Here is a 26,381-nt window from a genome sequence, read left to right as displayed (position 1 = left end):
ATGGACGGGCGTACCGACGAGATCGACCAAACCACGCCCCGAATTTGGTTTTACGCGTCGCTCCACGACACCTTACCCGTGCCGACTTTCTCGAACCAGGAGACGATGTCCCGAAATGACTCGGTCAAATCCTGCCGGTCGTATGGCTTACAACGGTTTTAGCGGAAATAGGGTGTCTAGGACGACTAGGAAAGATGGCTCAACGTCGTTCGCCCTCTTGTCCGATCATTAGTCATGGAAATGTCGTAGCGGAGGCTACGCCACGATTCGTCGGGTGAGAGTGCCCCGGCGATCGCCTCGGATCCAGGAATGGGAGGGCGACCGAGGTCATGCGAAGTGACGTCTTGCGGCTATGTCTGGTCCTGAGTCTCTCGTGGTTCGTGGCCCTCCCTGACGCGAGGGGCCAGGCCCCGACTCTCGACACTTCGATGCAGTTGCCGGGCACGGAGGGATCCTTGCTGGGCAGCGCCCCGGGATCCGGCGGGAGCGTCATCAACGCTCCCGGATCCGGTGACCCGATTCTCAGCGGTCGACCCGGTGTCACGACACCGCACGTCCCGTCGTCGATCACGATGCCCGGTTCCACCTCGTCCCCGACCGCCCTCCAGCAGGGAATCACGGCGCCCAAGCCCAAGCCAGCCCCGTCGACGAAGCTCTACGGCTCGCTCTCGCTCCCCGACCTGGTCGAGGACGAAGGACCTCCGCACGGCTTGACCTTGGAAATGGCGATCGACCGAGCCTTGCGCGAAAACCTCGACCTCCGTTCAAAGTTCTTCGAGATCCCTCAGGCCCAGGCCGACATCCTCCAGGCGGGCCTGCGGGCCAATCCGATCTTCTACGCGGACAGCCAGCTCATCCCTTACGGCCACTTCAACAAGGCCAATCCCGGCGGTCCGACTCAGTATGACGTGAATATCTCTTATCCGTTGGACGTGTCCCACAAACGTCAGGCCCGGACGGCCGTCGCATGCCGGGCCAAGCGGGTCCTCGAGGCCCAGTATCAGGACGCGATCCGTCAGAATATCGACGGCGTCTACCAGGCCTTCGTCGATGTCCTGGTTGCTCGGCAGACCGTGCGTTACACCAAGAGCAGCGTGCAGGGCTTCGAGAAACTCCTGGAGGTCGAGAAGAAGCGATACAGCCTGGACGTCTCGACCCGTGCGGACGTCGGCCGCGTCGACATCCAACTCGACACCGCGCGGATCAGCCTGTTGGACGCCGACCAGCAGTACAGCAAAACGAAGCAGGCATTGGGGGCACTCCTCAATCTGCCGCCGGGCGAGGTCGAGTCTCTGGAGGTTCGCGGGTCGATCTTCGACCGCTACGCGCCGCCGCCCCCCCTCGAAGAGTTGAATCGGATCGCCTTGACGGTCCGCCCCGATCTCGTCTCGTTCCGCCTGGGAATTCAACGCGCGGAGGCCGACGTCCGGCTCGCGCTGGCGAACCGCTTCAGCGACGTGTACGTCCTTTATCAACCCTACACGTATCAGAACAACAAGCCGTTCAACGCCGAGAGCTCCACGTCTTGGGCCGTGGGCATCACCGCGCCACTTCCGATTTATAACCGCAACCAGGGCGGCATTCAGCGGGCCAAACTGAATGTGACCCAGACCCAAATCCAGTTGGCGAACCTGGAGCGTCAGACGGTCTCGGACGTGGCCGTTGCGTACCGCGAGTATTCGGTCAGTCGGAAGATGGTGGAGGAGATCGAACGCGTCATCCTCCCCGACGCGAAGCAAGTCCTCGGTGATTCCTATCGCCTCTACACGGGGGGAGAGAAGGATTTGACCTTCTTTCTCGAGGCCCAGCGGAGCTTCAACGACACCGTCAAGCAATATCTCGACACGATGTCGCGTCATCGCCGGAGCATGCTGACGCTGAACACGACCTTGGGCCAGCGGATCCTTCCCTGAGGTTTGGAAGCCCCGTGCGGTTCGTCCCCTTGTACGATCGTAGGCGAGCATGATGAAGGGTTAAAGAGGATCACACTCGGAATGTATCCACCCGATAACGCCCTCGTGATGAGTTTTTACAATCCCGAACCGCCAGCGAGTCAATTCCTACGCGCGAAATCAAAGAGGGTCCATTCGCTGGCGGTTCGGGCTTGTCGCGAAGAGATGCCGCTCGATCGTTCACAGGTCGAGACCACGTTTGTCCCGTCGCCGAGAACGAACACCGTCCGCCCTTTTCAGCGTGTTTCGACAAGGGAAGGGAGATGAGTCGGCGACGCAAGAACCCGGCTCGGAAGATCGCAAGCCGGGTTTCGGAAAGACGGCTCAGGCCATCAGGCTCTTGACGACGGCGGCCAGGTTCGCACCGGTCTCGGTCAGGCTGTAGAAGTTGTTTTTGCCCTGGCGCCTGGGGGCGATGATGCCGCCGTGGCGGAGCAAGGCGAGATGGTGGCTGACCGCGGGCTGGCTCTGGCTCAACTGGTCGCAGAGGGCGCCGACGTGGTGCTCGCCTTCGGCGAGGGTCAAGATGACCTGGAGACGGGTAGCGTCGCTGACGTGCTTGAGCAGGATTGAGGCTCTCCGGGCCTGCTGCGCCCTCTGGTCGACCGTCTTCGCGCCCTTCGACTTCCCCGACGCGGGCTTGGTGCCGACAACAATCTTCGGTGTGGTCTTCGCTAAGGCCATGGCGGGACGCTCCTGCCCCGAATCGTCGGTGCGCCGCTCCTCGATGGAGCTAACCGGCAACCCCTCCGCTTCGGGGCGGACGGAAGGGCCGCGAGACCCGTTGGACTACAACAGTCCAATCAAAATAACTCGGGATCATGGATGGCCGGGGGAGCCATATCCGCCGCCAAGCGGTGGGATCGATCGAAGGCGTCGGCTCGTACGGAATCATCACGATTTGGGCGCGTGACAACATCTACCTCCACTTTCTACAACACACTATCGAGGTTTGCAATCGTCACGTTCTTCGATTTATCCAATCTTCGCTTGAGATCCGGATCTATGACCGGACGATACGTTTCGATCTCCCGTGGAACCTGAACGAATCCCGCGAGTTTGCCGACCGAAGTGGTGATGTGGCATCGTCTGCGAACAATTGGTTGCGCGCACACGCATCAATTCGGAACCCTAGCCAGTCGGCTTGATCTCTTGCAGGGCACTCAGCGTTCAGCAGGACTCGAGATGACGCGGCGTATCCGACGCGTTCGCTTGGACCGGTCGTGATGACTGACAAGCATGGATGACGGTCCCAAAATCGGGGCCCCGAACGTCACGTGCGAGCCGCTTCCTTCCACGGGCGAGGCGTCGATTCGACGATCGACGCAAGTCGCGAGGGACGAGGTTTGGGCAGGACACAAGCAATCCGGCGAGTCGCTGGCTTGGGGTCTGTATGGGTGGATTGGCGGCGGGACCGAAGTGCTCTTTGGCTCAGGGACCGGTCGAAGGGGTCGCCAAAGGCGCGATGACCTTGAACATGTCGCTCGCAGACCAATTCTTGTTCGTCGATCCGACGGCGAGTTGGACGAGCTTGCCGCTGGGATCGATGATCGCCGTGCAGAGATTATGGATGATTTCGTCTTTTGCGGGGCCATACATCAAGCCGAGGGGGCTGGCCACCTTGGCGAGTTCGTCGTGGGACGCCACGGCAAAGGTCCACAGAGGAGGGCGAGCTCCCTGGATTGCCGCGTGCTTGCGGAGGACTTCGGGCGTGTCATGCTCGGGGTCGAAGCTGACGGAAAGGAGACGAACCTGGGCCGCTCGCTTCGGAGATGCCGAAACTTTGCTGGCAAGTTCGGTGAACTTCCGATCCATCGCCGGGCAGAAGTCGGGCAAGGGGCAACGGGTGTAAATGAAAGTGAGCACGACGACGTGTCCTCGCAGCTCTTCGAGGCGGAGCGACCGGCCGTCCTGCGTGGTCATCGTGAAGTCCGGGACTTCCTGCCCCGGCTCGAGTCGTTTGGGGGCGGTCGCCATCGCCAGCGTACGTCCCGAGCCTTCCAGGACCTTCGGCTCGGCGAGCGCGGGCTTGGTGACGACGAGGTCGACGAGTTCGTAATCTTTGACCATACCCCCTTCCGAGATGACCCGGAGAGGTCCTTCCACTTCGTCGCCCTGGCGAAGATCCTCGAAGATCGCAGGATCTTTCACGGAAAAGGGCATGGTCATCGCCCCCATGAACCCGGGGATCGCCTCGTGGGCGATCAGGACCTCCTTCGCGTTCGCGTTGATCTTTCGGACGACGCCAACGAGCGTGTACGTCTTCGTCGACGTCGTTCGGGCCTCGGTCTTCGCCTTTGACTTCACCCCCGGCGCGGGCTGAGAGGGGACATCCGGAGCGCAACCCGCGAGCATTCCCCAGCCGAACAGGGTGAGCAGCAGGGTCAACAGTCGGGCTGGGCAGGATGGATTCATCAGTTGGTCGCCGGAAGAGTTCCGCGAAGAGAGCCGGTTGGGGCTCGCATCAATACGGGAAGGTGTCGTCGATGGGGCTAGCCGACAGGTCGACGAGGAACTGGGCGAGACGGTCGACGACGACTTTGGTCAGGGCCTCGCCCTTCGCCGCTGTGGCGGGGCGGGGATCCCCCGCGCCCGAATTAGTCGTCAGCAAGTGCCAGGGGCGGGTGATCTCGACCCACTTGCGGTTGACCTGGTCGAACCGCGTCGGGGCCATGGTCCCGGCGTCGGCCTGATCCATCGAGACGAGGTGGGGGAAATGGGCCAGGATCATGCTGGTTTCCATCTCGCCCGCGTGGTCGCCGGCATCCTCGAAGATCGTTGCGTCGTGGTCGGCCGCGATCTTGTACCAGTGCGAGAGGAAGATGTGGACCTTGGTCTTGGTGTGGAGCTCGCGGAGGATCCACTTGAGGTCGTTGCCGCCGTGGCCGTTGAGCAGGAGAAACTTGCGGACGCCGTGAGTCTCGAGGGAGTCGACCAGATCGGTGATGACCCGCGCCATGGTGGTCGGGTTGAGGTTCATCGCCATCGGGAACCGCATCTGATTGGTCTCGGTCCCGTAGGGCAGGGGGGGCAGGAGCGCCACCCTGGCTCCTCGCTCGTGCGCGACGGCACAGGCGCGGTCGGCGATCAACTCGACCTGGTAAGTATCGGTCCCGTAAGGGAGGTGCAGGTTATGGGGTTCGGTCGCCCCGAGCGGGAGCACCGCGACCTCGAAGGGCGGCTGCGATTTGATCAAACCGTAGTTGGTCTCGGCCAGTCGCCAAGGGCGTATCATCGCGGTAGTTTCGGGGGTTGGGGCGGATCCGAGCGCGTCCGCCGAAGTTGTCATGAAGGAGGGGACCATGGCCATGTCGGATCTTTGCGGACCTGTCATGCCATTGCGATCGTCGGCGTCGGTCCGGTACGATCGGGTCGGGGTTCTCTCGCGTCCGCCTCGACGCTCCAATTAACCGCGGGTTGACCATCCGATGCAAGCCTTCGAAGCCACGAACTACTATTTTGACCAGGCCGCATCGTTGATGGACTTGACCGACAACATGCGTACGTTGATGGTCGCGCCCGATCGCGAGCTGCGCGTCGAGGTCACCATCGAGATGGACTCGGGCCGGATCGGAAACTTCGTCGGTTACCGGGTCCAACACAACAACGCGCGAGGCCCGTTTAAAGGCGGCCTGCGCTACCACCCCCACGTCGACCAGGACGAGGCGCGGTCGCTTGCGAGCCTCATGACGTGGAAGACGGCAATCGTCGACATTCCCTTCGGCGGCAGCAAGGGGGGGATGAACTGCGACCCCAACAAGCTCTCGAAAGGCGAGCTCGAGAGGCTGACCCGCAAGTTCGTCCAGCAGATCCACGACTTCATCGGCCCGGACAAGGACATCCCGGCGCCCGACGTGGGGACCGACGCCCAGGTGATGGCGTGGATCATGAACGAATACTCGAAGTTTCATGGTTTTCACCCCGCATGCGTGACCGGCAAGCCCGTCGAGTTCCACGGCTCGGCCGGCCGCGAGGCCGCCACGGGATACGGCGTGGCGATCATCACCCGGGAGATGCTCGCCAGGCTCAAGCAGACGATCCAGGGGACCTCGTTCGCTATCCAAGGGTATGGAAATGTCGGCGGTTACACGGCGCGATTCCTCCACGAACAAGGCGGGAAGATCGTCGCCGTCTCCGACGCCTACGGGGCGATCACCAATCCCCAGGGGATCGACATCCCCGCGCTCGACAAGCACGTCGCCGACGACCGCAAGGTCGTCGGGTTCGCCGGCGGCGATGCGAGCACCAATGAGCAACTCCTCACGTCGCCCGTCGATGTTCTGATCCCCGCCGCTCTCGGGGGCGTCTTCGACGCCTCGATGGCCAAGGCCGTTCAGGCGAAGCTGATCATCGAGGCCGCCAACGGCCCGACCTGGCCCGAGGCCGACGAGATCTTCCGCTCTCGAGGGATCCCGGTGGTCCCGGACATCCTCGCGAATGCCGGTGGTGTGGTCGTCAGCTATTTCGAGTGGGTCCAGAACCTCCAGCATTTCCGATGGTCGCTGGAGCAGGTCCGCCGGGAAGAAGAGGGCCGGCTGGTCGAGAGTTTCGCGAAGGTCTACGACCTCGCCCAGCGACGTTCGATCAGCCTGAGGACCGCCGCGTTCATGCTGGCGATCTCCCGAGTCGGCCGGGCCCGGGTCCTCGGCGGTATCTAATGGCGTCGGGACGCCTCGCTAAGCTCTCGGGTTGGGTTTCTTGTCTCTCACAGGTTTAGTGATCGAAATATGAGTGAACATGACGTCTATCGGAATCCCCTGATCGCTCGCTATGCCAGCCGAGAGATGGCACGGCTCTGGTCCGACCAGCGGAAGTTTTCGACCTGGCGGAAGCTCTGGGTGGCCCTCGCCGAGGCGGAGCGCTCGCTCGGACTGAACATCACCGAGTCGCAGATCGCCGAGCTCCGGGCCCTGGTCGACGACATCGATTTCGATGCGGCCCGTGCCCACGAGAAGCGGCTCAGGCACGACGTGATGGCGCATGTCCATACCTATGGCGACGCCGCGCCGAACGCCCGGCCGATCATCCACCTCGGGGCGACGAGCTGCTACGTCACCGATAATACCGACCTGATCCTGCTCCGCGAGGGTCTCATCCTGATCCGAGACCAGCTCGTCGGGGTCATCGACCAACTCGGAGAGTTCGCGACTCGCTGGAAGGACCTGCCGTGCCTGGGATACACCCATTTCCAGCCCGCGCAGCTCGTGACGGTCGGGAAGCGTGCGACCCTTTGGTGCTATGAGCTTATCCTCGATTTTCACGAGATCGAGCGCCGGATCGCCGACCTGAAATTCCTCGGTGTGAAGGGAACGACCGGAACGCAGGCGAGCTTCCTCGCCCTCTTCGACGGCGACGAGTCGAAGGTCGAGGCACTCGACCAGAAGGTGGCGGAGGCCTTCGAGTTCGATCGAATCCTGACGGTCTCGGGCCAGACCTATACTCGGAAGATCGACTCTCAGGTCCTGGCATGCCTCTCGGGGTTCGCCGAGAGTGCCCACCGATTCGGGTCGGACCTGCGGCTCCTGGCTCACGAGCGAGAGCTCGAGGAGCCCTTCGAGTCCAGCCAGATCGGCTCCTCGGCCATGGCCTACAAGCGCAACCCGATGCGAGCCGAGCGGATGTGCTCGATTGCCCGGTTTGCGATGGGCCTCGCCCCGATCGCGGCGCAGACCGCGGCCACGCAATGGTTGGAGCGGACACTCGACGACAGTGCGGTGAGGCGGCTGACCTTGCCGCAGGCTTTCCTCTCGGCCGATGCCCTGATGAGCCTGTACCTGAATGTCGTGCCGGGTCTCGTCGTCCATCCGGCCGTGATCGGGCAGCACGTGGCAACCGAGCTTCCCTTCATGGCCACCGAGAACCTGCTCATGGCCGCCGTCCAGGCGGGAGGTGACCGGCAAGAGCTCCACGAAAAGATCCGAACCCACTCGATGGCGGCCGCCGCCCTCCTCAAAGAAGGGGCGAAAGAAAACGACCTGATCGCCCGGTTGGGAGGTGACGAGTCGTTCCCGGCCCTCGACTATCAAGCTCTCGTCGACCCGTCGCAGTTCGTTGGTCGGTCACCGGGGCAGGTACTCGAGTTCATCAAACGAGAAGTGGACCCGATCCGCCGGACCTACCCCGAGAAGTGCGGGCAGCGGCGTGAGGTCCACGTGTAACCGACCGGGCATTCTTAGCCTCGCGAAGACGCGAGACGAGAGCCAACTCTTCCGTGGCGGGGTATTTGGGACGAGCCCGTGATACCCCGTCGCGGACATGGCTCAGGAACCGAGTGTCTGAGAGTTCACCGGGACAAGGCACGACCCGGCGCAGACGAGCGTCGAAGTCGAGGACTTCAAACGCGGGCGTTCGTACGAGCTTTGCGAAGGCGCTTCAGTTCCTCGCGGCGACGGCGCTCGCTCGGCTTCTCGTAATAAGCCTTGCGACGCATCTCCTTGCGCAAACCGCTTCGCTCACAAAGTTTGCGGAAGCGACGAACCGCTTCCTGGATCGACTCGCCGGAACGCACCCGTAACTTCACCACTGGCAAAACCTCCCGTTCACCGCCATGCTCGACTCTCCCGCCGTGCGGGAAACCTTAATCAAACGAAAGTCTCCGGTCGAAACCGGTTCCTCCCGAACGTCTCAATGCGATCCCCCAGTATAAAGGATCGACGCGGCCAGGACCAGAGACGAGACGGATTGCGACCTGGCCAAGTTCTTCGGGCGTTGGGGAGCCTGGAAATTGAGGAGTCGAACACACTTCGAGGCGGTGTCGGCGTTCGCCCGACCGACCTGGAGTCAGGTCCGTCAATTCAAATCAGTAGCCTCCCCCGCCTCCGCCACCGTATCCACCGCCACCGCCGTAGCCTCCCTCACGTCCGCCCCCACTGCCATAGCCCCCGCGCCCGCCGCCGAAGCCGCCCCGACCGCCGCCGCCGCTCCGTTCTTCTCGCGGCTTGGCTTCGTTCACGGTCAGGGGACGGCTGCCATAGGGCGTCCCGTTCAAGGCTTCGATTGCGGCCTGCGCTTCGTCGTCATGTGCCATTTCGACGAAACCGAAACCACGACTCCGGCCGCTGAATTTGTCGATGATGACCTGGCCACTCGTGACGGTTCCATAGGTCTGGAACAACTGCACGAGATCATCACCGGTGGTTTCGTAGGGGAGGTTGCCGACGTAGATGTTCTTTCCCATGGTCGCTGGCCTTGTTCAGAATCCGTCCGCGTCCGCGTCGTTACGGAACGTCGGTGCGTCATTGCCTCGGCTTCGATTGAAGCGTGCCAATGGTCAGTTATCTGGAACAAAGGTGCGTAGCACGCTTCGCGCTATCAAACAATATTGTCAAGCCGATCCGGGAAACTCAAGCGAAATTCCTGCGTGCCAGGGGAATTTCAGGCCTTCCGAGAGCCCAAGGGAAGGATAATCCAGGGGTCAACGACGACGAAGGCCCGGGGGATTTCCCCCCGGGCCTTCGTGCTGCGTCGGGTCCGGCTCGCCGATTCGGAACTCAGGCGAGGTGGCGTTCGACTCTCTCCAGCAAGGTTGCGAAGTCGAGATGGTGGGGGCATGCCTCGCGGGCGGCGTCGAGGTCGGCGCCCTTCCAGTCCCGATCGGTCATGGAAAGTTGGGAATAGAGCCGACGTGCTTCGCCCCGGTATCCGTAATGGTCGTGATAGGTGATGAGCCGAGCCAGGTCGCCGAGCGATGCATCGGTCCCGCCGGCCCGGCCGCAACGTCCGTCGCAGTCGGCGCAGAAGGTCGGCCTCGAGGCGAGGCACGCATCGCGTAGTTCCCGGATCTGCGCCTGATTCATCGGAGCGAAATTCTTCGCGGCGAGGCTGTTCTCGCGGATCTGGTCGGTATTCCGCATCGAGACGCAGCAGGAGCTGATCCGCTCATCGGTCCAGATGGCGTGGAGCAACCCCTGGTACGGGGTGAGCCCTTTCTCCTTCAGCCCAGGCGCCCGCTTGACCAGCTCGTCGAGCTCGCCGTGGCCGGCGACCTGCTTCATCGAGACCAGGCCGATCCCCTTGTTCCAGCAGGCGTCGAGCGCCTTGTTCATGTCACTATCTTTTTCGAGCCAGGGCGTGTGCTGGAGCATGATCGCGTCGACGATGCCGACGTCGGCCGCGGCCTGGATGATCTGGGCACGTCCACGATGGTGGGTCGAAAACCCGATGAATCTCGCCTTGCCCGACTTCCGGATCGCGTCGGCCGTCTCCTTGAACTCGGGAGACTTCAGCAAATTGATGGCGCCGTCGACGCCGTGCTGGTCTCCGAGGCCATGGATGAAGAACAGGTCGATCGAGTCGGTCTTGAGCGCAGCGAGGCGCTTGTCGAGCATCGGGATCATCTCGCCCGGGGACCGAGGATGGTCCTTGGTGACGAGGAAGATTTCCTTGCGGACTTCGGGCATCGCCTGGAACCAACTGGCGATGGCCGGTTCGGACCCGTAGCAGTCGGCCGTGTCGTAATAGCGGATGCCGTTGGCATAGCCGAAACGTAGGAGGCGATCTACCCCGGGGCTCTTCCATGTCCCCAGGTTCAAGATCGAGACCTTAACACCGGTCTTCCCCAAGGGACGAACGGGAAGGGTCGGCCTCTTCGCCGAATCGGGCGCTGCGTGCCCAAGCGAGGCCAGGGCCAATGGCGTTGCGGTGGCAATGGCACCTGTTTTCAAGAAACCGCGACGATCCAACTCAGGGGTGTTGAACTCGTTCATGGGCGATCCGCTCCGACTGGGCTCGAGGTGCGTCGATCCTCACCAGCGTCAATCCCGTTCGACGCTTGTTAAACTAATCGACCCCTCGGAGTGTGTCGAGACGGCACCGCCGTTCCTCCTCACCCTGATCTCAAGAGCAAACGGCGAGTTGCTCGGCGTCCTTCGCGTGTTGGACCAGCGGGAGGATCTCTTCGCGATACACGGGGATGTGGCCCGGGGCTTCGATCCCGATGCGGACCTGGTTCCGGTCGATCTTGACGACCGTGATCACGATTCCGTCCCCGATCATGACCTTCTCGTTCAGCTTGCGGCTCAGGACCAGCATGACTACCTCCGTGAAAACATCGTGTTTGAAAGGTCTTGCGATTCCCTCGCAACCGAGTCGCCATTCTTTCGTCAGGCGTCTTGCCGCGAACGAAAGTTAAAGGTAAGCACGAGGTGTGCCGATACTCGGCGGTCCTCTGCAAGAACAGTCGGAAATCATGAGAATTAGCCGACTTAGATTTTTTCTAAACTCGGAGCCGTTGCTTTAGACGCAAGGTCGGACCGCTAGCACCGGGACTTTTCTTCCCAAAAGTACAGGACCACCGGGAAAAAATGGGAATGGAAGGCCTGAATGGCCGATAGGGATCCACTTGGCCGGGGTGATCCCAGATCGGAAGCAACCATGCTCTCGAGGACGTTCGGCCGATGTCCCTCTATAGAGAGGAGCACTCCCCTCGGCCCTTGCCTGTCGCGAGACACGATCTTGGGCGCCTCCTCGAGGACGAGTGGGGATGGCGTTGCGAGGTCGAACTCGATACGATTCTCCAAGGCTGGCTCGACCGGAGGGCCGGGTTTCGTGCGGGTCGTTCGAGATTTGGGGAAGCCAATTGCGCGTGGGTATCGGTCACGACACGCACCGGCTAGCCGAGGGGAGGCCGTTGATCCTGGGCGGGATCCGGATCGAACATCCCCGAGGTCTGGTGGGTCATTCGGACGCGGATGTCGTCTTGCACGCGGTCGCCGACGCGTTGCTCGGCGCCTCGGCCCTGGGGGACATCGGCGAACTGTATCCCGACACCGACCCGAAATGGGAAGGCCTGGACAGTGCCCGCCTCCTCTCCGAGGTCGTGGCTCGGGTCGAGGCGGCCGGCTGGCGGACCTCGAATTGCGACCTGGTGATCCACGCCCAGGAACCCAAGCTCGGCCCGCACAAGGCGGCCGTGCGTGACAACCTCGCCCGACTCCTGCGGGTCGAACCCTCCGCCGTCAACGTCAAGGCCAAGACCGGCGAGCACGTCGGGCCGATCGGGCGGGCCGAGGCCATCGCCTGCGAGGCCGTCATCCTGGTCGTACCCTCCTGAACCGAATCACGATCCGGCGTGGGGATCCACGTCGAAGGGGACGGCGTGCCTCACACGCCCACACGGACTATGGCGCTCCGAGTCTATAACACGCTCTCGCAGACCAAGGAACCGTTCGAGACGGTCGTCCCCGGCAAGGTGGGCATGTACGTCTGCGGCCCGACCGTCTACTCCGAAAGCCACGTCGGGCACATGGTCGGCCCGGTCATCTTCGACACGATCAAGCGGTATCTCGTCTTTCTCGGGTTCGAGGTCACCTGGGTCGTCAACATCACCGACGTCGACGACAAGCTGATCGTCCAGTCGCAAAAGGAAGGGACGACGGTCAAGGAACTCGCCGAGCGAGTCACGGCCGACTACCTCAATTGCCTACGGGCGCTCGCGGTTGACGGGATCGACCAGATGCCAAGGGCGACGGCCCACATCGATGACATCATCGAGATGACCCAGGGGCTGATCGACAAGGGCTTCGCTTATGCGTCGTCGGGTGACGTCTATTTCGACGTCACCCGCGCCCCCGAGTACGGCAAGCTCAGCCACCGAGATCCCGAGGAGCTCCAGGCGGGGGCCCGGATCGAGCCGACCTCGATCAAGCGACATCCCGGCGACTTCGCGCTCTGGAAGGGGTCGAAGCCGGGCGAACCCTCTTGGGAAAGCCCCTGGGGACCCGGCAGGCCTGGCTGGCACATCGAGTGCTCCGCCATGAGCACCAAGATCCTCGGCCCGCACTTCGACATCCACGGCGGCGGGCTCGACCTGGTTTTCCCCCACCACGAGAACGAGGTCGTCCAGTCCGAGTCGTACACCGGCCAGACGTTCGCGACCTACTGGATGCACAACGGCCTGCTCACGAAGGACGGCAAGAAGATCTCGAAGTCGGACCCCGGCACGATTGTGCTGATGAAAGACCTGCTCCGGACCCACGACCCCGATACCCTGCGGGCACTCCTCCTGACCAGCCATTACCGACGGCCGATCGACTACGGCCCGTCGCGGCTCGATGAGCTCAACCGAGGGCTCCAGACGTTCGTGAAGGGCTTCGAGCGGTTCGAGCGGCTGACGGGGACCCGATTCTATGATCTGATCGCGCCAACTCGGCGGAAGGACATGGAGACCGGCGGCTCGGCGTTCCTCGGCGAGGTTGCGGACCATCGTCAGCGATTCCTCGACGCGATGGACGACGACTTCAACACCGGCGGCGCAATCGGCGAACTCTACGAGCTGGTCCACGCCCTGAACCGGTTCGCGAACAACCTCAGCCCCGATTCGACCGAGCCGCTCGCCGAGTACCGCGCGGGGATGGTCGTCCTCAAGGAACTGACCCAGATCCTCGGCCTCTTCCGGGAGGCGCCGGCCAAGCCCGAGGCGGACCAGGATCGACTGACGGGCCCGTTGATCGACCTCCTGGTGCAACTGCGTACACAAGTTCGGAAGGAGAAAAACTTCCAACTGGCCGATGAAATCCGTAAGAAGCTCGCGGCGCTCGGCGTCGTGCTGGAAGATCGGCCCGATGGCACCGGTTGGCGGATCGAGTCGCCCTCAGACTGAGGGCGAGCTTCGGATTCGATCCAGGAAGGGATTCGGGATGGCGACGATGTCTCGCGGCACTCAGGAAGACGTGGCGCGGCCCCCGGTCGCAGGCCGAGTCGTGGGGATCGACCCTGGGTTGAACGTGACCGGATATGCGGTCGTCGACCCTTCCGCTCGAGGCCCCTTCGTGGTCGAGGCGGGGGTCATCCGGACGAAGGGGACCAAGATGACGATGGCCCAGCGCCTCGACTCCATCCACAAAGGGGTGGTCGAGGTGCTCGAGGCCTTCCCGCCATCGGCCTTGGCCCTGGAGCAGGTTCACAGCCACGTGAAACACCCCAGGACGGCCATCCTCATGGCGCACGCGCGTGGCGTAATCGTCCTCGCCGCGGCCCAGCACGGCGTGCCGGTTTTCGGCTATGCCGCCTCGCGGATCAAGAAGAGTTTGACCGGCAGCGGCAAGGCCCCGAAGCCACAGATGCAGCATGCGATCCAGGTCGAGCTCGGCCTCGAGCGACTCCCCGAGCCGCACGACGTCGCCGACGCATGCGCCATCGCCCTCTGCCATTTCCAGATCGACCGCTCGCGCCGAGGTTTCGAGGGCCTGCCGCCACTCTGACGAGCGGATCGACTTGATGCGGAGCTGCGCTTCGGCTCCTTGACCGCGATCGAGGCATCTCCTTACGATGGACAGACGTTAACAACCTGGGTCGAGAGACCTTCCCATCCCGCCGGTCTTCGACCGGGTCCGGGGCGAGCGGACGGAACGACGAATCGTGACCATCACGCTGAATGGCGAGCCACGCGAGGTCCCCGATGGCCTGTCGGTGGCCGACCTGTTGAGACACATCGGTGTCCGGCCCGAATTCGTGGCCGTCGAGGTGAATCGTGCGCTCGTCGGGCGGGCGCGGCATCAGGAGACCTCGATCGCTCCCGGCGACGTCCTCGAGGTCGTCACGCTCGTGGGGGGCGGGGCCCCCGCGAGCCCCGAAGCCGAGCCCTTGAGGATCGGGACCCACGAGTTCCGCAGCCGCCTGCTGGTCGGCACGGGCAAGTATACGACATTAGAGCTGATGCGAGAATGCCTCGACGCCAGCGGCGCCGAGGTCGTCACGGTCGCGGTGCGTCGCGAACGCCTTTTCGACCGCGAAGGCCGAAGCCTCCTCGACTTCCTCGACCCGAAGCGCTACACGATCCTGCCGAACACGGCCGGTTGTTTCAACGCCGAAGACGCCCTGAGGACCGCCCGGCTCGGACGGGAACTGCTCGAGGGGCTTGGGAACCCCGGGGCCGATTGGGTCAAGCTCGAGGTCCTGGCCGATCCCCGGACGCTCCTCCCCGACCCGGTGGCAACACTGGAGGCGACTCGGATCCTGGTCGATGAAGGATTCCAGGTCCTCTGCTACACGAGCGACGACCCGATCATGGCGCGTCGGCTCAAGGCGGCCGGGGCCGCGAGTGTCATGCCCGCCGGAAGCCCGATCGGCAGTGGTCAGGGAGTCCTCAATCCGAATAACATCCGGATCATCCTCGAGGACCTGAAGGGAGACGACCCGTCCTACCCGGTCATCATCGATGCCGGGGTGGGTACCGCAAGCGACGTGACGTTCGCGATGGAGCTCGGATGCGACGGGGTCCTGCTCAACACGGGGATCGCGGGCGCCAGGGATGCACTCCGGATGGCCCACGCGATGCGACTCGCCATCGAGGCCGGTCGGCTCGCGGCCGGTTCGGGACGCATCCCGAAAAAGCTCTACGCGACCGCGTCGAGTCCGATTGAAGGCTTCCCCGCCGGCACAGGCAAATGAATGGGCAGGGGGGCAAGTTACGAGACGGTCGACGCGAGTCTCTGATCCACCTTCTCAAAGGTTGATCAACCGTCGGGAATGAAGGATGTCCCGACGGTCGTCTCGAAGGCGCGAAGGGAAAGGACCCTTACGATGAAGAAATCATGGATGACCTTCTTCGTCTGCGTGTTGTCCGTACGCGGAGTCCTCGGAGCCGACACCCCCTCGACCGAAGCCAAAGCCCCGGCGGCCGTCGACCGCGAATCGCCCGAGGCCATCTATCGCGCCTTCATGTTGGCGATGCTGACCGGCGACCGTGGGACGATCCGAGACCTGACGATCCCGACCAACGGCCTCGACATCCTGTTCGAAGGGGCGCACGTCCCCCCCGCCGAGGTGGAGAATGTCCGGCAGGCCGTGGAACAGAGGCTTGTCCTGCGTAGGGTGCAGCCGGGCGAGAAGTTCGTACTCCCCAAGGGCAAGGTCATCACCGTCCGCGCCGGCGACGTGAACGATGACCGAGTGCTCCTCGCCGAGCAAGGGGTGCCGGTTCCCACCCGTTGCGTGAAGGTCCGGGGACGCTGGCGGATCGACCCGCAGCCGATCGTGGATGCCCGACGCGCCGCCGCCGAGTTCCAGAAACGCGCCGAGGAAAAGAAGCGCAAGTCGAAGGAAACGCTCACCACGAAGTCGTGAGCGTCTCGACCAACGGAGGGGTTTCGAATGTCCCCGATTGATCCCCTCCCCATCCTCGGACCGGACGGCGCGATCGCTCGCCGTCTGTCGCATTACGAGGCGAGGCCCGAGCAGCTCGAGATGGCCGCGGCGGTCGCCTCGGCCATCGATCGATCGACCCACCTGATGGTCGAGGCGGGGACCGGGGTCGGCAAGAGCTTCGCTTACCTCGTCCCGGCGATCCTCGCCGCGGAGGCCGGCAAGAAGGTCGTCGTCTCGACGCATACGATCACCCTCCAGGAGCAGCTCCTCCACAAGGATCTGCCGTTCCTGCGCTCGGTCATGCCCCAGGAGTTCTCGGCGGTCCTGGTGAAGGGCCGCTCGAATTACCTCAGCTTGCGCCGGCTCGAGGCGGCCGTCTCCCGGGCCGGCTCGTCATTCTCGAGCCAGGAGGAGTTCGACCAGCTTTCCGAGATCCGCGTCTGGTCGGGGAAGAGCGGGGACGGCAGCCGTTCCGACCTCGATTTCCGGCCGCTCCCCGGCGTCTGGGATGCCGTCGGGAGTGAGAATGGCAACTGCCTCGGCCGCTCGTGCCCTCGGAGCAAAGACTGCTTCTACTACAAGGCCAGGCGCCGGATGTGGTCGGCGAACATCCTGGTAGTCAATCACGCCCTATTCATGAGCGACCTCGCCCTGCGGGGGGCCGGCGCCAGCTTGCTGCCGGACTACCAGGTCGCCATCTTCGACGAGGCACATACGCTCGAAGCGGTCGCCGGTGAGCACCTCGGCCTCAAGGTGACGAGCGGGCAGATCGAGTACGCGCTCCACCGGCTCTACAACGAGCGGAGCCGCAAGGGACTCCTTACGTATCACAAACTCCATGAGGCCATCGACCAGGTCCAGCGCGTTCGCAACGCGGTGCGTGACTTCTTTGACGATGTGGCCGCCTGGCAAGACCGCTACGGCGTCCCCAACGGGCGGTTACGCAAGCCGACCGACTGGCCCGACACCGTCTGCGAAGAGCTCCGCAAGCTCTCGACGGCGATCGGCCGAGGAGCCGAGCGAATCGACAGCGATGAACAGCGAGTCGAACTCTCCGCGGCCCAGGAACGGTGCGAGTCGCTCGCCAACACCCTCTCGGCCTGGCTCGAGCAAGGGATCGAGCAAAGCGTCTACTGGGTCGAAGTCGAACGCGGACAGCGCCGCCGTGTCACCCTGGCCAGCGCCCCGTTGGAGGTGGGGCCAACGCTCCGTCGCGAGCTCTTCGAGCGAGTTCCGACCTGCATCCTGACCTCGGCCACCCTCAGCATCGGGTCACCGCCTCGGTTCGATTTCTGTCGGAAGCGGCTCGGACTGACGCGAGGCGACGCTTTGCAGCTCGGGAGCCCTTACGACTATCCGAAACAGGTTCGGATCCACTTGCCGAGGAATCTGCCGGATCCGTCCGAGCAGGGGGCGGCGTTCGAGCGGGCCGCCATTCAGGCGATCCCGCACTACCTCGAGAAAACCCAGGGCAAGGCTTTCGTCCTCTTCACGTCTTACCGGATGCTCGAGGCCGCCGCGGCCGCCCTGACCCCCTGGTTCGCCGACCGCAAGATAGCACTTTTCGCCCAGAGCGAGGGGATGCCGCGTTCGAAGATGGTCGAGGCGTTCAAGGCGGACGTGAACAGCGTCATCTTCGGCGCCGACAGCTTCTGGCAGGGGGTCGACGTCCCCGGCGAAACGCTCTCGAACGTGATCATCGTCCGGCTCCCCTTCAGCGTTCCCAGCCATCCACTCCTCGAGGCCCGACTCGAGTCTATCCGGCAGCGGGGGGGTAATCCGTTCGTCGAGTATCAGGTCCCAGAGGCGGTCATCAAGCTCAAGCAAGGCTTCGGTCGTCTGATCCGATCGAGGTCGGATCGCGGGATCGTCGTGATCCTCGACCCTCGAGTCCTCACCAAGCCTTACGGCCGGACCTTTCTCAGTTCCTTGCCGGAATGTCCTCGCGTGATCGAAGATGTCGACGACCTGGGACGTCTCTCTTAGGAAGACCTGCACAGGCGATCGATCAACCCTGCCCTCGGAAAAGCGATCAGCCCTGCCCCCTAGGATCGCCGTAATTTCTGAGATAGAATCAATAAGCCGGGGTCTCTGGCCCCGGCGCTCATTAGCACGCCCCGACCGACTCTCAGCAACGGACCGAACTCGGAATGCTGGCGAAGCGAATCATCCCCTGCCTCGACGTGAACGAAGGCCGGGTCGTGAAGGGGACCAACTTCGTCAACCTTCGCGACGCGGGCGACCCTGTTGAGGTCGCGGCACGCTATGAGGAAGAGGGGGCCGACGAACTCGTCTTCCTCGACATCACGGCAAGCCATCAGGGACGCGAGATCATCTGGGACGTCGTGCGGAGGACGGCCGAGGTCTGTTTCATGCCCGTGACCGTCGGTGGCGGTATCCGGACCCTTGAGGACATCCGGGCGCTCCTGAAGGCGGGGGCCGACAAGGTCTCGATCAACTCGGCGGCGGTCCGCGACCCCGAATTCGTCCACAAGGCGGCCCGACGGTTCGGCAGCCAGTGCATCGTCGTCAACATCGACCCGAAACGAGTCGATCGCGATGGTCGAGAGTTCTGGGAAGTCCACATCAATGGCGGTCGCGTCCCGACCGGTCTCGAGGCGGTCGCCTGGGCTCGCGAAGTTGAACGCCTCGGCGCCGGCGAGATCGTCCTCACGAGCATGGACGCCGACGGTACTAAGAACGGGTATGATCTGCCGATGACCCGCGCCGTCGCCGATGCCGTCGAGGTCCCCGTCGTCGCGTCGGGAGGGGCTGGGAGCCCCGAACATCTTCGCGCCGCCCTCGTCGAAGGGGGTGCCAGCGCGGCCCTGGCTGCCAGCATCTTCCACTACCGCGAATATACGATCGCCGCGACTAAGGATTACCTCGCCGGACGAGATGTCCCCGTCCGACGCACGACCAACGCATCGCAATCACTCGGCGGGAGCCGGGCCTGATTCCGAGCGAGTCCTGGTGAGATGACGTCCTAGCCTTCGTCGGGAACGACCCGAACCCAGAGATGGGTGCCCGACCCGCCAACACCGCACGACAGCCGGCATTGCCGGAGGAGCGACAAGCCCATGGCGACCGCCACTGAAGCCAATGTCGATATCGCCTCGAACGAGCCCGAGGCGAATAAGCTGTTCCGCATGGTGATGAAGCATAAGGGCTCCGACCTCCACCTCAAGGTCGGCCTCTCTCCCTCGATGCGCCTCGGCGGCGTCCTCCGGCAGATGCAACTCCCCATGCTCTCGACCTCGGATATGGAACGGTTGATGTTCCCCATCCTTTCCGAGCGCCAGAAGAAGATTCTGGAGGAAGAGGGAGGCGTTGACTTCGCGCACATCGTCTACGACGGCGAGCTCGAGACCCGATTCCGCGTCAACCTATTCCGTCAGCGCGGTCGGCTCAGCCTCGTCGCCAGGCGCGTCAACAACTCGATCCCCAACTTCGAGGGGCTCGGGCTCCCTCCGGTGATGGCGGAGATCACGCAGTACGAGCAGGGGATCGTCATCCTCGCCGGCGTGACCGGCTCGGGTAAGAGCACCACGATCGCGTCGATGCTCCAGTACATCAACGAACGCGAGCGGATGCACATCGTCACGATCGAAGACCCGATCGAGTTCACGTTCAAGGACGACAAGTCGATCATCAATCAGCGCGAGGTCGGGATCGACGTCTGCGACTGGCACACAGCCTTGAAGCACGCGGTCCGGCAGGATCCCGACATCATCCTGGTCGGTGAGATGCGTGACCAGGAGACGTTCTCCGCCGCCATGCACGCCGCCGAAACGGGCCACCTCGTCTTCGGCACGATTCACGCCTCGAGTGCCCCGTCGACGATCGGGCGTATCCTCGACCTCTTCCCCCGCGACATGCACCCTGCCTTGCGACAGTCGATGGCGTTCAACCTGAAGGCCATCGTCGCGCAGAAGCTCTTGCCCACCACCAAAGAGCTCCAGGCCAAGGGCATCACGCGCGTGCCGACCAACGAGATCATGCGAACTAGCCCGATCGTTCGCAAGCTGATCCTCAACGAGGAAGATACCAAGCTCGGCGACGCGATCCGGATCGGCAAGGAAGAAGGAATGCAGGACTTCACCGAGAGCCTGCGGAGGCTGGTGGTCGACGAGAAGATCGAGCGGGCCACCGCATTCGAGGTGGCGCCGAGCGTCGAGACTTTGAAAATGGCCCTTAAAGGGATTAACATCGCCCAACCGGGGATTCTGTGACCGTCGCCGCTGTCGCGGGCGTTCGGCTCGAGGTCCGGCCGTTTCGAATCCTCCGTCGGAAGAAAGGGAAGCGATGATCCGCCCGCGTCTGGTCCTCGCGACGTTCGCCCTGTCGACCCTGGTCGTCTCGGCCGGCGCCGAAGCCGCCGATCTTGCGGGCGTCCTGCTCGCGCAGTCCTCGGCGATCCAGCGAGGCCCCGGCCTCTACTTGAACCTCTTCAAGTTCGTCCCGGTCCTCCTGCTTTACCTCCTCTGGGTCTGGACGAGCCAATGGGTCGACGATGACACCAAGGATCTCAACAATCCGAGGGCCGAGATCTGGAATTGCGTGATTCTCTTCTCGGGCCTCCTCGGGTTCACGCTGCTCTTCGCGATCCCGATCTTCCCGCTCAGCGTGTCCTTGCTGTGCCTGGCCTACCTCATCCCGACATTGACCTACGCCTATAGTCGCAACCAAACGGTCCCTGACGACTCGAAGGTCTTGACCCCGTATCATATCGGCGAGGTCGTCAATGGCATGCTCATGAAGGTCGGCATGCGCCCGATCTTCAACAAGGGCGAGGTGAGCGAGAATCGCAGCGGTCCCCCGATCGTGTTCGTCGGTAAGAGCCAAGGAGCGACCAAGTCCGACCCCTCGCGTGTCTCTCAAGCCGAGGAGTCTCGGTCGTTCATGTCGGCCAAGGAACTCGTCTATGACGCGGTCCTCCGGCGGGCGACCGACATCCATCTCGAGCCGACCACCGAGCAACTCTCCGTCCGCTACCGGATCGACGGCATCCTTCACGCCGCGGAGCCCTTCGACCGCTCCACCGGCGACGCCGTCGTCAACGTCTTCAAGGTCCTGTCAGCGCTCGACATCTCCGAGAAACGTAAGCCTCAGGACGGGTCGTTCGGCGCGAAGTTGGAAGGGCGAGACCTCGAGTTCCGCGTCGCGACCTCCGGCTCGAAGTCGGGCGAAAAGCTCGTCATGCGAATCCTCGACACCGCGATGGGCGTTTCGAGGCTCGACGACGCCGGGCTTCGTCCCAAGCTCGCGACCGAGATCCGCGGCCTGGTCACCCAGCCTCACGGCATGTTCCTTTGCTGCGGGCCGACCGGTTCCGGCAAGACGACAACCTTGTACGCCTGCCTCCGCGAAATCGACCGGTTCCAGAAGAACATCATCACCGTCGAGGACCCGATCGAGTACCACCTCGACAACATCACCCAGATGGAGATCAACACGAAGAGCGGCCAGACCTTCTCCGGCAGCCTCCGCTCGATCCTCCGTCAAGATCCCGACGTGATCATGATCGGCGAGATCCGCGACCAGGAGACCGCGACGATCGCCTGCCAGGCGGCGACGACCGGCCACATGGTCTTCTCCACGGTCCACGCCAACGACACGGTCACCGCGCTCTTCCGGCTCCTGGACCTCGGCGTCGAGCCGTTCATGATCGCCTCGGCGTTGACGGCCGTGCTCGGACAGCGGCTCGTCAGGGTCCTCTGCGAGACCTGTAAAGAGCCGTACAAGCCGAAGCCCGAGTTCCTCAAGAAGGCCAACCTCCCGGCGGACAAGGTCGATGTCTTCTACCGAAGACCGACCGAGTCGCAAGAAGTCTGTGCCCAGTGCGGCGGGACCGGGTATCTCGGGCGGACCGGCATCTTCGAGCTCTTGATCATCACCGAAGCGATGCGCGACATGATCCGCGAGAACCCTTCGCTGAATGCCATCAAGGCCGAAGCCCGCAAGAACGGGATGATCTACCTCCAGGAAGACGGACTTCGACAAGTTATCCAAGGGAAGACGTCGATCGACGAGCTGCTCCGCGTCGTCAAGTGATCCGTCCTCGTCCCCTCGCGCTCACGGGAGATTGCTCGAGATGCAACTGGTCGTCGAACTGATCATCTGCGTCCTCATGGCGGGGATGGCCTGGGCCCTCGCGAGCGAAGGGCTCTGGGGGGCGATGTTGATGTTCTTCAATATCTTCTTCGCCGGAATCGTCGCTTTCAACTTTTATGAGCCCCTCGCCGCCCTCCTCGACGGCACCGGGATCGGATGGGGGATGTCCGACGTCCTCTGCCTGCTCGCGCTATTCACGCTCACGATCGTCATCCTACGGCTGATCACCGAGACCTTGGCCCCGGTCATGATCCGCTTCCCCTCGCCGATCTTCCACCTCGGTCGCGCAGTCTTCGCCCTGCTGGGAAGCAGTGTGGCCATGGCCATCTTGTTGCTTGGCTTCGAGTGCGCCCCGGTCAACAAGAAGATGTTCGGCGTGATCGACTACAAGGCCAAAGTCCCCTTCGGCTTGGGCCTCGAACGTCGCTGGTTGGGCTTCTTCCAGCACAGCACGGGGTTGATCTTCGTGACCCATCAGCAAGGCCAGCGGGATCCCTTCCGGGAGTTCACCGACGCGACGGCCTTCGATCCCAAGGGCGAGTGGCTGCTGATGCACCAGCAAGCCAGGCCCTACGGCGACGAGTCGATCCTCGAGGCCGAAGGTGGTGCCGCGGGAGCACCGGCCGCCTCCGATGCTCAAGGTGCTCAGGGTGGGGCTGGCGCACCCGGCGCCGCGCCTCCGACGCCGGGTCGTCCCGGCGGGCCGAAGTGACGCCGACCGGTCGCGAAAGTCGGCTCGCCCTTCTCGTTGTAAGAGTCGGCCGACGCTAACGCCTGAACATGGTTACCAGCACTTAAATGACGAAGGCCTGGCTACGAGGTTAGCCAGGCCTTCTTTGTTTCGTCTTGCGCGCCGGCTCGGAGAGACCTCATTGAGCATCGGGGCCCTGCGTTGCCTCGGCGAAGGACTTCATCTGAAGAAGCTCGAACTTCGGCTGCGCGACCGTCCCGACCGTTAGTTGCTGGACCTTGTAGACGCCGACCTGCTGGGTTGATGACTCGAAGACGAACAGCGGCGAACACCCTTCGTTGTAGATTCCGACGGAGGCGGTGGTCATTAGAAAATGCGGGGTGGCCCCCTTGTCGAGGTCGATCTTGAAGTCGGAAACGAGGTCGCGCACAGCGAAACTGTCGACCAGCCGCGCATTGCTCGTCGACTGCTGGAACGAGGGGACGGTCGCCATGAGCCGGCCCGACTTGTAGTCGAGGAAGTAGATCGCATCCTGGGCGAGTTGGATCTTGTACCCCTCGACGAAGCGTTCGAGGATTGGGCCCGTCGTCATGATCGACTCCCCCCAACGATCCCCGGCGTTGGCCTTGAGGATCGCCCGAGGACTCGGGAGGCTTGCGGCGACCCATCCCAGGACCACGCCGAGCACCACGATGGATGCCCCCGGTATTCCTCTTCGGATCTTATTCATCTTCGCAAACTCCCCTTTGCGTGGCGTGTCGACTCGCCCATTTTCGAGCCCAACCATCCGAAGATATGCCGTTGGCTTTGACAATCTTATGCGATGATTGTAAGTCGATAGAAAATCGGTGTTCGCTTGACGTGAAGCAACTTCCTATCGAAGTATCGCCGCGAATCTTTCGGCTCGCGTGATCCTCGATCTCGTCAGCGCAAGGCCGCTTGGGGTGGAGCTTCGGTCATCGGATGGATCTCCACCAACTCGAACTTCGGGACCGATACGGCCCCGACGGTCTGTTGCTGGACCTTGTAGGCGGCGATCTGGTTGGTCGTCGACTCGATCACGAAGAGGGGTGACCAGCCTTCGCTGTAAGTCCCGATGGCGCCGGTCGTCATCAGGAATTTGGGGCGAGCGCCTCGGTCGAGGTCGATCTTGAAATCCTCGATCAGGTCACGGGTCGCAAATGAGTCGATGAGCTTCGGAGGGCCGAACGACTGCTGGAAGGATGGCACCGTGGCCACGAGTCGCCACGTCTTCTTCTTGAAATTGTGATCGAGGTAGTAGAGGGCGTCTTGCGAGAGCTGGATCTTCCGCCCTTCGACGGATCGTACGAGCACCGGGCCGGTGGTCAGGATCGAGTTCTCCCAACGGTCCCCGGCATGGGCCTGGACGATGGATTGCGGCCTGGGAAGTGCGGACAGGCCCCATCCGATGAGAAGGCCGAACGTCAAAAGCAGCGTTCGCGAAAACGTCCGTCGGTTGGATGGCATAATCGCCGAGCTCCTTCCTTGGAGATTGGGCCGATTCCTCGCCCTGCCGAGAGGCCGCATTGTGCGCCAGTCCTCTGGAATGGTCCAGGCGAACTCGTCGGGAGGAACGACGCCGCCGCTCATCGCATAGGCCGAGTCGCACTCGCCTGGATGAGGATGAGATTCGCGCGAATTCTGAATTGAGGTCGAGCGTCTCAACCCTGGCGACCCCGTCGACGGAGAGCCACCTGCCCGTTGGTGGGACCGACGTCGCGCGATCGAGCCCGAGGCGGGCCGATGCCATCGCAAGGGATGGCCGCGATTTCCCTGGGTTGTTCCGGTGTTTGAAAAGTAAACTCGGAATCGGGACGGACTTCGACTCGTGGCGATGGTACGTTTTCCATCGCGAAATCCGGCGTCTCGACGTGATAGGCCCGAGGGACCGACCCGGACGAGGATTGGTGCCGGTCGAGGCCGGTCGGACGACGTGTGAATCGTGAGGAATGCCATGCTCGACTCGGCCCTAGTGATTGGGATCCTCCTGATAGCGCAAGTCCCTCCGCCGTCGCCTGCGTCGACCGGCTCATCGGATTTACGTGCCGAGCGAATGACGGTCCTCCAGGCCGAGTCTGGGGAGCTCGAGGCCCTGGCTGACCGACTCGAGAAAGCTGGCGACAAGAAGACGGCCGACGAGGTCCGTCGTAGGATGTGGAGGGCGCGCGACAAGGATGCCGCGACACGCTTCGTTCCCTTGCCCGAAGTCGTCCCGAAGGCTGATGCAGGTTTAGCGAATGGACCGACGAGCGGCAAAGGCGCTGGCGAAAACCGGCCCACCGACCTGCGAAAGATCGTGGAAAAGTCCGCGAAGCTGCTTACCTCGCTCGCCATCCGGGCGGCTTCGGAGCCGTCAGGTAAACAGTTTGCTCTTGCGGACGAAACACTCCGCATGGTGCTGGAGCGGCAGCCGAATCACGCCGAAACGCGCAGGCTCTTAGGCTACGTCGCGCACGAAGGAGGCTGGGCCACGCCCTACGCGGTGTCGATGCTTCGGGAGCATCGAGTCTCCCACCCAACGTTCGGGTGGGTCGACTCCTCGTGGATCCCTCATCTCGAGGCCGGCGAATTACCAGCCCCAAACCGAGGCACCGGCCCCCCCCGTTGGCTCCCCACGGACGAGGCCGACCGACTGCACGAGCGCTGGGAATCGTGCTGGAGGATCCCCACCGAACACTTCCTGATCCAGGCCAACGTCCCGCTCTCCGAGGCCATCGCCTTCGCCCGACAGCTCGAATTGTTCCACCAGCTATTCTTCGCCCTGGTCCCGGACCTGATCATCGACGAGTCCCGCCTCCCTCTGGCCCAGCGGATCAAGGACAAGAAACTGACCGGCGAACGACCGTCGCCCGTCCACCTGGTGTATTATTTTCACGACAAATCAGAATATCTCGAACACGTGATGACCGCGCACGGTCCCGGATACGAGAACAGTCTGGGGCTGTACGTCCCGGCAAAGTCCGGGAAGAACAAGCGGGCCCCCGCCTACTTCTATCGCGATCCCGACGGTCAGATCGAGGCGTCGGCGACGCTCTATCACGAGGTGTCCCACCAGCTCCTCTTCGAGTCGGCCGGCCCCAATGCCTACGACCGCAACGTCGGCAACTACTGGGTCTTCGAGGGGCTCGGCACCTACTTCGAGACCATCGTGCAGGAGCCCGACGGGAGTCTGTCGGTCGGCGGTGTCGTCGGACCGAGAATCGCACTGGCGAAGCGGCACCTCGAAGCAGGTACGCTGCTACCGATCCAGCGCCTCGTCCAACTCGGCCAGAATGCGTTCACGGATAGGGAAGACGTCTATCTGAATTACGCCGAAGGGATGGCCCTGGCGGTCTTCCTGATGCAAGCCGATGACGAGCGCTATCGCGAATCGTTCCTCGATTACGTCCGGGACGCTTATCGAGGTCGCTTGAAATCGGCGACGGGGATGACGCTGAAAACGCGGCTAGGAGTCTCTTATGAGACGCTGGACCGCGAGTTCCACACCTTCCTGCGGCGCCCGGAGTGAGCGGCAAGAA

At 63.1% G+C, this 26,381-nt stretch carries 23 protein-coding genes; 14 read left to right on the top strand and 9 right to left on the bottom strand.

Annotated elements, in window-relative coordinates:
* Positions 1 to 329 precede the first annotated feature (329 nt).
* Positions 330 to 1,913, top strand: a complete 1,584-nt coding sequence (locus ACYOEI_RS04315) for a TolC family protein (protein WP_462848083.1) — start codon at positions 330 to 332, stop codon at positions 1,911 to 1,913.
* A gap of 363 nt (positions 1,914 to 2,276) precedes the next feature.
* On the opposite strand, the gene ACYOEI_RS04310 is transcribed toward ACYOEI_RS04315, so the two are convergent.
* The 3 genes from ACYOEI_RS04310 to ACYOEI_RS04300 all read right to left on the bottom strand — a co-directional run bounded on the left by ACYOEI_RS04310 (position 2,277) and on the right by ACYOEI_RS04300 (position 5,262).
* Positions 2,277 to 2,636 (bottom strand): ArsR/SmtB family transcription factor, encoded by a 360-nt coding sequence (locus tag ACYOEI_RS04310; RefSeq protein ID WP_462848082.1) that lies wholly within the window; start codon positions 2,634 to 2,636, stop codon positions 2,277 to 2,279.
* Between the two features lie 747 nt (positions 2,637 to 3,383).
* The gene (locus tag ACYOEI_RS04305; protein WP_462848081.1) at positions 3,384 to 4,367 is read right to left on the bottom strand and encodes an SCO family protein; all 984 of its coding nucleotides are present in this window, start codon (positions 4,365 to 4,367) and stop codon (positions 3,384 to 3,386) included.
* Between the two features lie 49 nt (positions 4,368 to 4,416).
* Complete coding sequence (locus tag ACYOEI_RS04300; protein WP_462848080.1) at positions 4,417 to 5,262, bottom strand: creatininase family protein; 846 nt, start codon at positions 5,260 to 5,262, stop codon at positions 4,417 to 4,419.
* A gap of 118 nt (positions 5,263 to 5,380) precedes the next feature.
* On the opposite strand from ACYOEI_RS04300, the gene ACYOEI_RS04295 reads away from it, so the two are divergent.
* Together ACYOEI_RS04295 and purB are read left to right on the top strand one after the other, a co-directional pair.
* The gene (locus ACYOEI_RS04295) at positions 5,381 to 6,610 is read left to right on the top strand and encodes a Glu/Leu/Phe/Val family dehydrogenase (protein ID WP_462848079.1); all 1,230 of its coding nucleotides are present in this window, start codon (positions 5,381 to 5,383) and stop codon (positions 6,608 to 6,610) included.
* Positions 6,611 to 6,679: 69 nt separating this feature from the next.
* Entirely contained in the window at positions 6,680 to 8,110 is a 1,431-nt protein-coding gene (purB, locus tag ACYOEI_RS04290) for an adenylosuccinate lyase (RefSeq protein WP_462848078.1), read from the top strand.
* 176 nt (positions 8,111 to 8,286) lie between these two features.
* Here purB and rpsU read toward each other — a convergent pair whose 3' ends face one another.
* From rpsU to csrA, 4 genes are all read right to left on the bottom strand, one after another.
* On the bottom strand, positions 8,287 to 8,475 hold the full coding sequence (gene rpsU, locus ACYOEI_RS04285; protein ID WP_462848077.1) for a 30S ribosomal protein S21: 189 nt from the start codon (positions 8,473 to 8,475) through the stop codon (positions 8,287 to 8,289).
* Between the two features lie 276 nt (positions 8,476 to 8,751).
* Positions 8,752 to 9,129: an RNA-binding regulator gene (locus ACYOEI_RS04280; RefSeq protein WP_462848076.1), complete on the bottom strand. Its 378-nt coding sequence runs from the start codon at positions 9,127 to 9,129 to the stop codon at positions 8,752 to 8,754.
* 313 nt (positions 9,130 to 9,442) lie between these two features.
* Positions 9,443 to 10,483 carry an aldo/keto reductase gene (locus tag ACYOEI_RS04275; RefSeq protein ID WP_462848075.1) on the bottom strand — a complete coding sequence of 347 codons (1,041 nt, stop codon included), beginning with the start codon at positions 10,481 to 10,483 and terminating at the stop codon, positions 9,443 to 9,445.
* A gap of 304 nt (positions 10,484 to 10,787) precedes the next feature.
* Positions 10,788 to 10,982 (bottom strand): carbon storage regulator CsrA, encoded by a 195-nt coding sequence (csrA, locus tag ACYOEI_RS04270; protein ID WP_462848074.1) that lies wholly within the window; start codon positions 10,980 to 10,982, stop codon positions 10,788 to 10,790.
* 547 nt (positions 10,983 to 11,529) lie between these two features.
* Here csrA and ispF point away from each other — a divergent pair.
* The 10 genes from ispF to ACYOEI_RS04220 all read left to right on the top strand — a co-directional run bounded on the left by ispF (position 11,530) and on the right by ACYOEI_RS04220 (position 22,863).
* On the top strand, positions 11,530 to 12,003 hold the full coding sequence (gene ispF / locus ACYOEI_RS04265; protein ID WP_462848073.1) for a 2-C-methyl-D-erythritol 2,4-cyclodiphosphate synthase: 474 nt from the start codon (positions 11,530 to 11,532) through the stop codon (positions 12,001 to 12,003).
* A 69-nt stretch (positions 12,004 to 12,072) separates the two neighbouring features.
* Positions 12,073 to 13,551, top strand: coding sequence for a cysteine--tRNA ligase (gene cysS / locus ACYOEI_RS04260; RefSeq protein WP_462848529.1), 1,479 nt, complete (start codon positions 12,073 to 12,075; stop codon positions 13,549 to 13,551).
* A gap of 37 nt (positions 13,552 to 13,588) precedes the next feature.
* Positions 13,589 to 14,152, top strand: a complete 564-nt coding sequence (gene ruvC, locus ACYOEI_RS04255) for a crossover junction endodeoxyribonuclease RuvC (protein WP_462848072.1) — start codon at positions 13,589 to 13,591, stop codon at positions 14,150 to 14,152.
* A 154-nt stretch (positions 14,153 to 14,306) separates the two neighbouring features.
* Positions 14,307 to 15,341, top strand: coding sequence for a sulfur carrier protein ThiS (gene thiS / locus ACYOEI_RS04250; RefSeq protein WP_462848528.1), 1,035 nt, complete (start codon positions 14,307 to 14,309; stop codon positions 15,339 to 15,341).
* A 132-nt stretch (positions 15,342 to 15,473) separates the two neighbouring features.
* Entirely contained in the window at positions 15,474 to 16,016 is a 543-nt protein-coding gene (locus ACYOEI_RS04245) for a hypothetical protein (protein ID WP_462848071.1), read from the top strand.
* Between the two features lie 27 nt (positions 16,017 to 16,043).
* Positions 16,044 to 18,023, top strand: a complete 1,980-nt coding sequence (locus ACYOEI_RS04240; protein WP_462848070.1) for an ATP-dependent DNA helicase — start codon at positions 16,044 to 16,046, stop codon at positions 18,021 to 18,023.
* Between the two features lie 164 nt (positions 18,024 to 18,187).
* Entirely contained in the window at positions 18,188 to 18,994 is an 807-nt protein-coding gene (gene hisF, locus ACYOEI_RS04235; RefSeq protein WP_462848069.1) for an imidazole glycerol phosphate synthase subunit HisF, read from the top strand.
* A gap of 123 nt (positions 18,995 to 19,117) precedes the next feature.
* On the top strand, positions 19,118 to 20,269 hold the full coding sequence (locus tag ACYOEI_RS04230) for a type IV pilus twitching motility protein PilT (protein WP_462848068.1): 1,152 nt from the start codon (positions 19,118 to 19,120) through the stop codon (positions 20,267 to 20,269).
* 73 nt (positions 20,270 to 20,342) lie between these two features.
* Positions 20,343 to 22,091: a GspE/PulE family protein gene (locus ACYOEI_RS04225; protein WP_462848067.1), complete on the top strand. Its 1,749-nt coding sequence runs from the start codon at positions 20,343 to 20,345 to the stop codon at positions 22,089 to 22,091.
* Positions 22,092 to 22,131: 40 nt separating this feature from the next.
* Positions 22,132 to 22,863 (top strand): hypothetical protein, encoded by a 732-nt coding sequence (locus tag ACYOEI_RS04220; RefSeq protein ID WP_462848066.1) that lies wholly within the window; start codon positions 22,132 to 22,134, stop codon positions 22,861 to 22,863.
* A 157-nt stretch (positions 22,864 to 23,020) separates the two neighbouring features.
* Here the strand turns inward: ACYOEI_RS04220 and ACYOEI_RS04215 are convergent, their stop codons facing one another.
* Positions 23,021 to 23,572 carry a hypothetical protein gene (locus ACYOEI_RS04215; protein ID WP_462848065.1) on the bottom strand — a complete coding sequence of 184 codons (552 nt, stop codon included), beginning with the start codon at positions 23,570 to 23,572 and terminating at the stop codon, positions 23,021 to 23,023.
* A gap of 194 nt (positions 23,573 to 23,766) precedes the next feature.
* Positions 23,767 to 24,330 (bottom strand): hypothetical protein, encoded by a 564-nt coding sequence (locus ACYOEI_RS04210; protein ID WP_462848064.1) that lies wholly within the window; start codon positions 24,328 to 24,330, stop codon positions 23,767 to 23,769.
* Positions 24,331 to 24,916: 586 nt separating this feature from the next.
* Between ACYOEI_RS04210 and ACYOEI_RS04205 the strand changes: the two genes are divergently transcribed.
* A complete protein-coding gene (locus ACYOEI_RS04205) occupies positions 24,917 to 26,371 on the top strand; it encodes a DUF1570 domain-containing protein (protein WP_462848063.1) in 1,455 nt (484 codons plus the stop codon).
* Positions 26,372 to 26,381: the final 10 nt, after the last annotated feature.

The sequence above is a fragment of the Singulisphaera rosea genome (genome assembly GCF_054877945.1).
Note: the sequence above shows the minus strand (reverse complement) of the source record. Positions and strands in the feature narration are given on the sequence as shown.

What these genes read in the sequence shown, in the direction of transcription:
- ACYOEI_RS04315 (WP_462848083.1), top strand. Translation starts at nt 330, where the DNA reads ATGCGAAGTGACGTCTTGCGGCTATGTCTGGTCCTGAGTCTCTCGTGG.
- ACYOEI_RS04310 (WP_462848082.1), bottom strand. Translation starts at nt 2,636, where the DNA reads ATGGCCTTAGCGAAGACCACACCGAAGATTGTTGTCGGCACCAAGCCC.
- ACYOEI_RS04305 (WP_462848081.1), bottom strand. Translation starts at nt 4,367, where the DNA reads ATGAATCCATCCTGCCCAGCCCGACTGTTGACCCTGCTGCTCACCCTG.
- ACYOEI_RS04300 (WP_462848080.1), bottom strand. Translation starts at nt 5,262, where the DNA reads ATGGCCATGGTCCCCTCCTTCATGACAACTTCGGCGGACGCGCTCGGA.
- ACYOEI_RS04295 (WP_462848079.1), top strand. Translation starts at nt 5,381, where the DNA reads ATGCAAGCCTTCGAAGCCACGAACTACTATTTTGACCAGGCCGCATCG.
- purB (WP_462848078.1), top strand. Translation starts at nt 6,680, where the DNA reads ATGAGTGAACATGACGTCTATCGGAATCCCCTGATCGCTCGCTATGCC.
- ACYOEI_RS04280 (WP_462848076.1), bottom strand. Translation starts at nt 9,129, where the DNA reads ATGGGAAAGAACATCTACGTCGGCAACCTCCCCTACGAAACCACCGGT.
- csrA (WP_462848074.1), bottom strand. Translation starts at nt 10,982, where the DNA reads ATGCTGGTCCTGAGCCGCAAGCTGAACGAGAAGGTCATGATCGGGGAC.
- cysS (WP_462848529.1), top strand. Translation starts at nt 12,073, where the DNA reads ATGGCGCTCCGAGTCTATAACACGCTCTCGCAGACCAAGGAACCGTTC.
- ruvC (WP_462848072.1), top strand. Translation starts at nt 13,589, where the DNA reads ATGGCGACGATGTCTCGCGGCACTCAGGAAGACGTGGCGCGGCCCCCG.
- ACYOEI_RS04245 (WP_462848071.1), top strand. Translation starts at nt 15,474, where the DNA reads ATGAAGAAATCATGGATGACCTTCTTCGTCTGCGTGTTGTCCGTACGC.
- ACYOEI_RS04240 (WP_462848070.1), top strand. Translation starts at nt 16,044, where the DNA reads ATGTCCCCGATTGATCCCCTCCCCATCCTCGGACCGGACGGCGCGATC.
- hisF (WP_462848069.1), top strand. Translation starts at nt 18,188, where the DNA reads ATGCTGGCGAAGCGAATCATCCCCTGCCTCGACGTGAACGAAGGCCGG.
- ACYOEI_RS04230 (WP_462848068.1), top strand. Translation starts at nt 19,118, where the DNA reads ATGGCGACCGCCACTGAAGCCAATGTCGATATCGCCTCGAACGAGCCC.
- ACYOEI_RS04225 (WP_462848067.1), top strand. Translation starts at nt 20,343, where the DNA reads ATGATCCGCCCGCGTCTGGTCCTCGCGACGTTCGCCCTGTCGACCCTG.
- ACYOEI_RS04220 (WP_462848066.1), top strand. Translation starts at nt 22,132, where the DNA reads ATGCAACTGGTCGTCGAACTGATCATCTGCGTCCTCATGGCGGGGATG.
- ACYOEI_RS04215 (WP_462848065.1), bottom strand. Translation starts at nt 23,572, where the DNA reads ATGAATAAGATCCGAAGAGGAATACCGGGGGCATCCATCGTGGTGCTC.
- ACYOEI_RS04210 (WP_462848064.1), bottom strand. Translation starts at nt 24,330, where the DNA reads ATGCCATCCAACCGACGGACGTTTTCGCGAACGCTGCTTTTGACGTTC.
- ACYOEI_RS04205 (WP_462848063.1), top strand. Translation starts at nt 24,917, where the DNA reads ATGACGGTCCTCCAGGCCGAGTCTGGGGAGCTCGAGGCCCTGGCTGAC.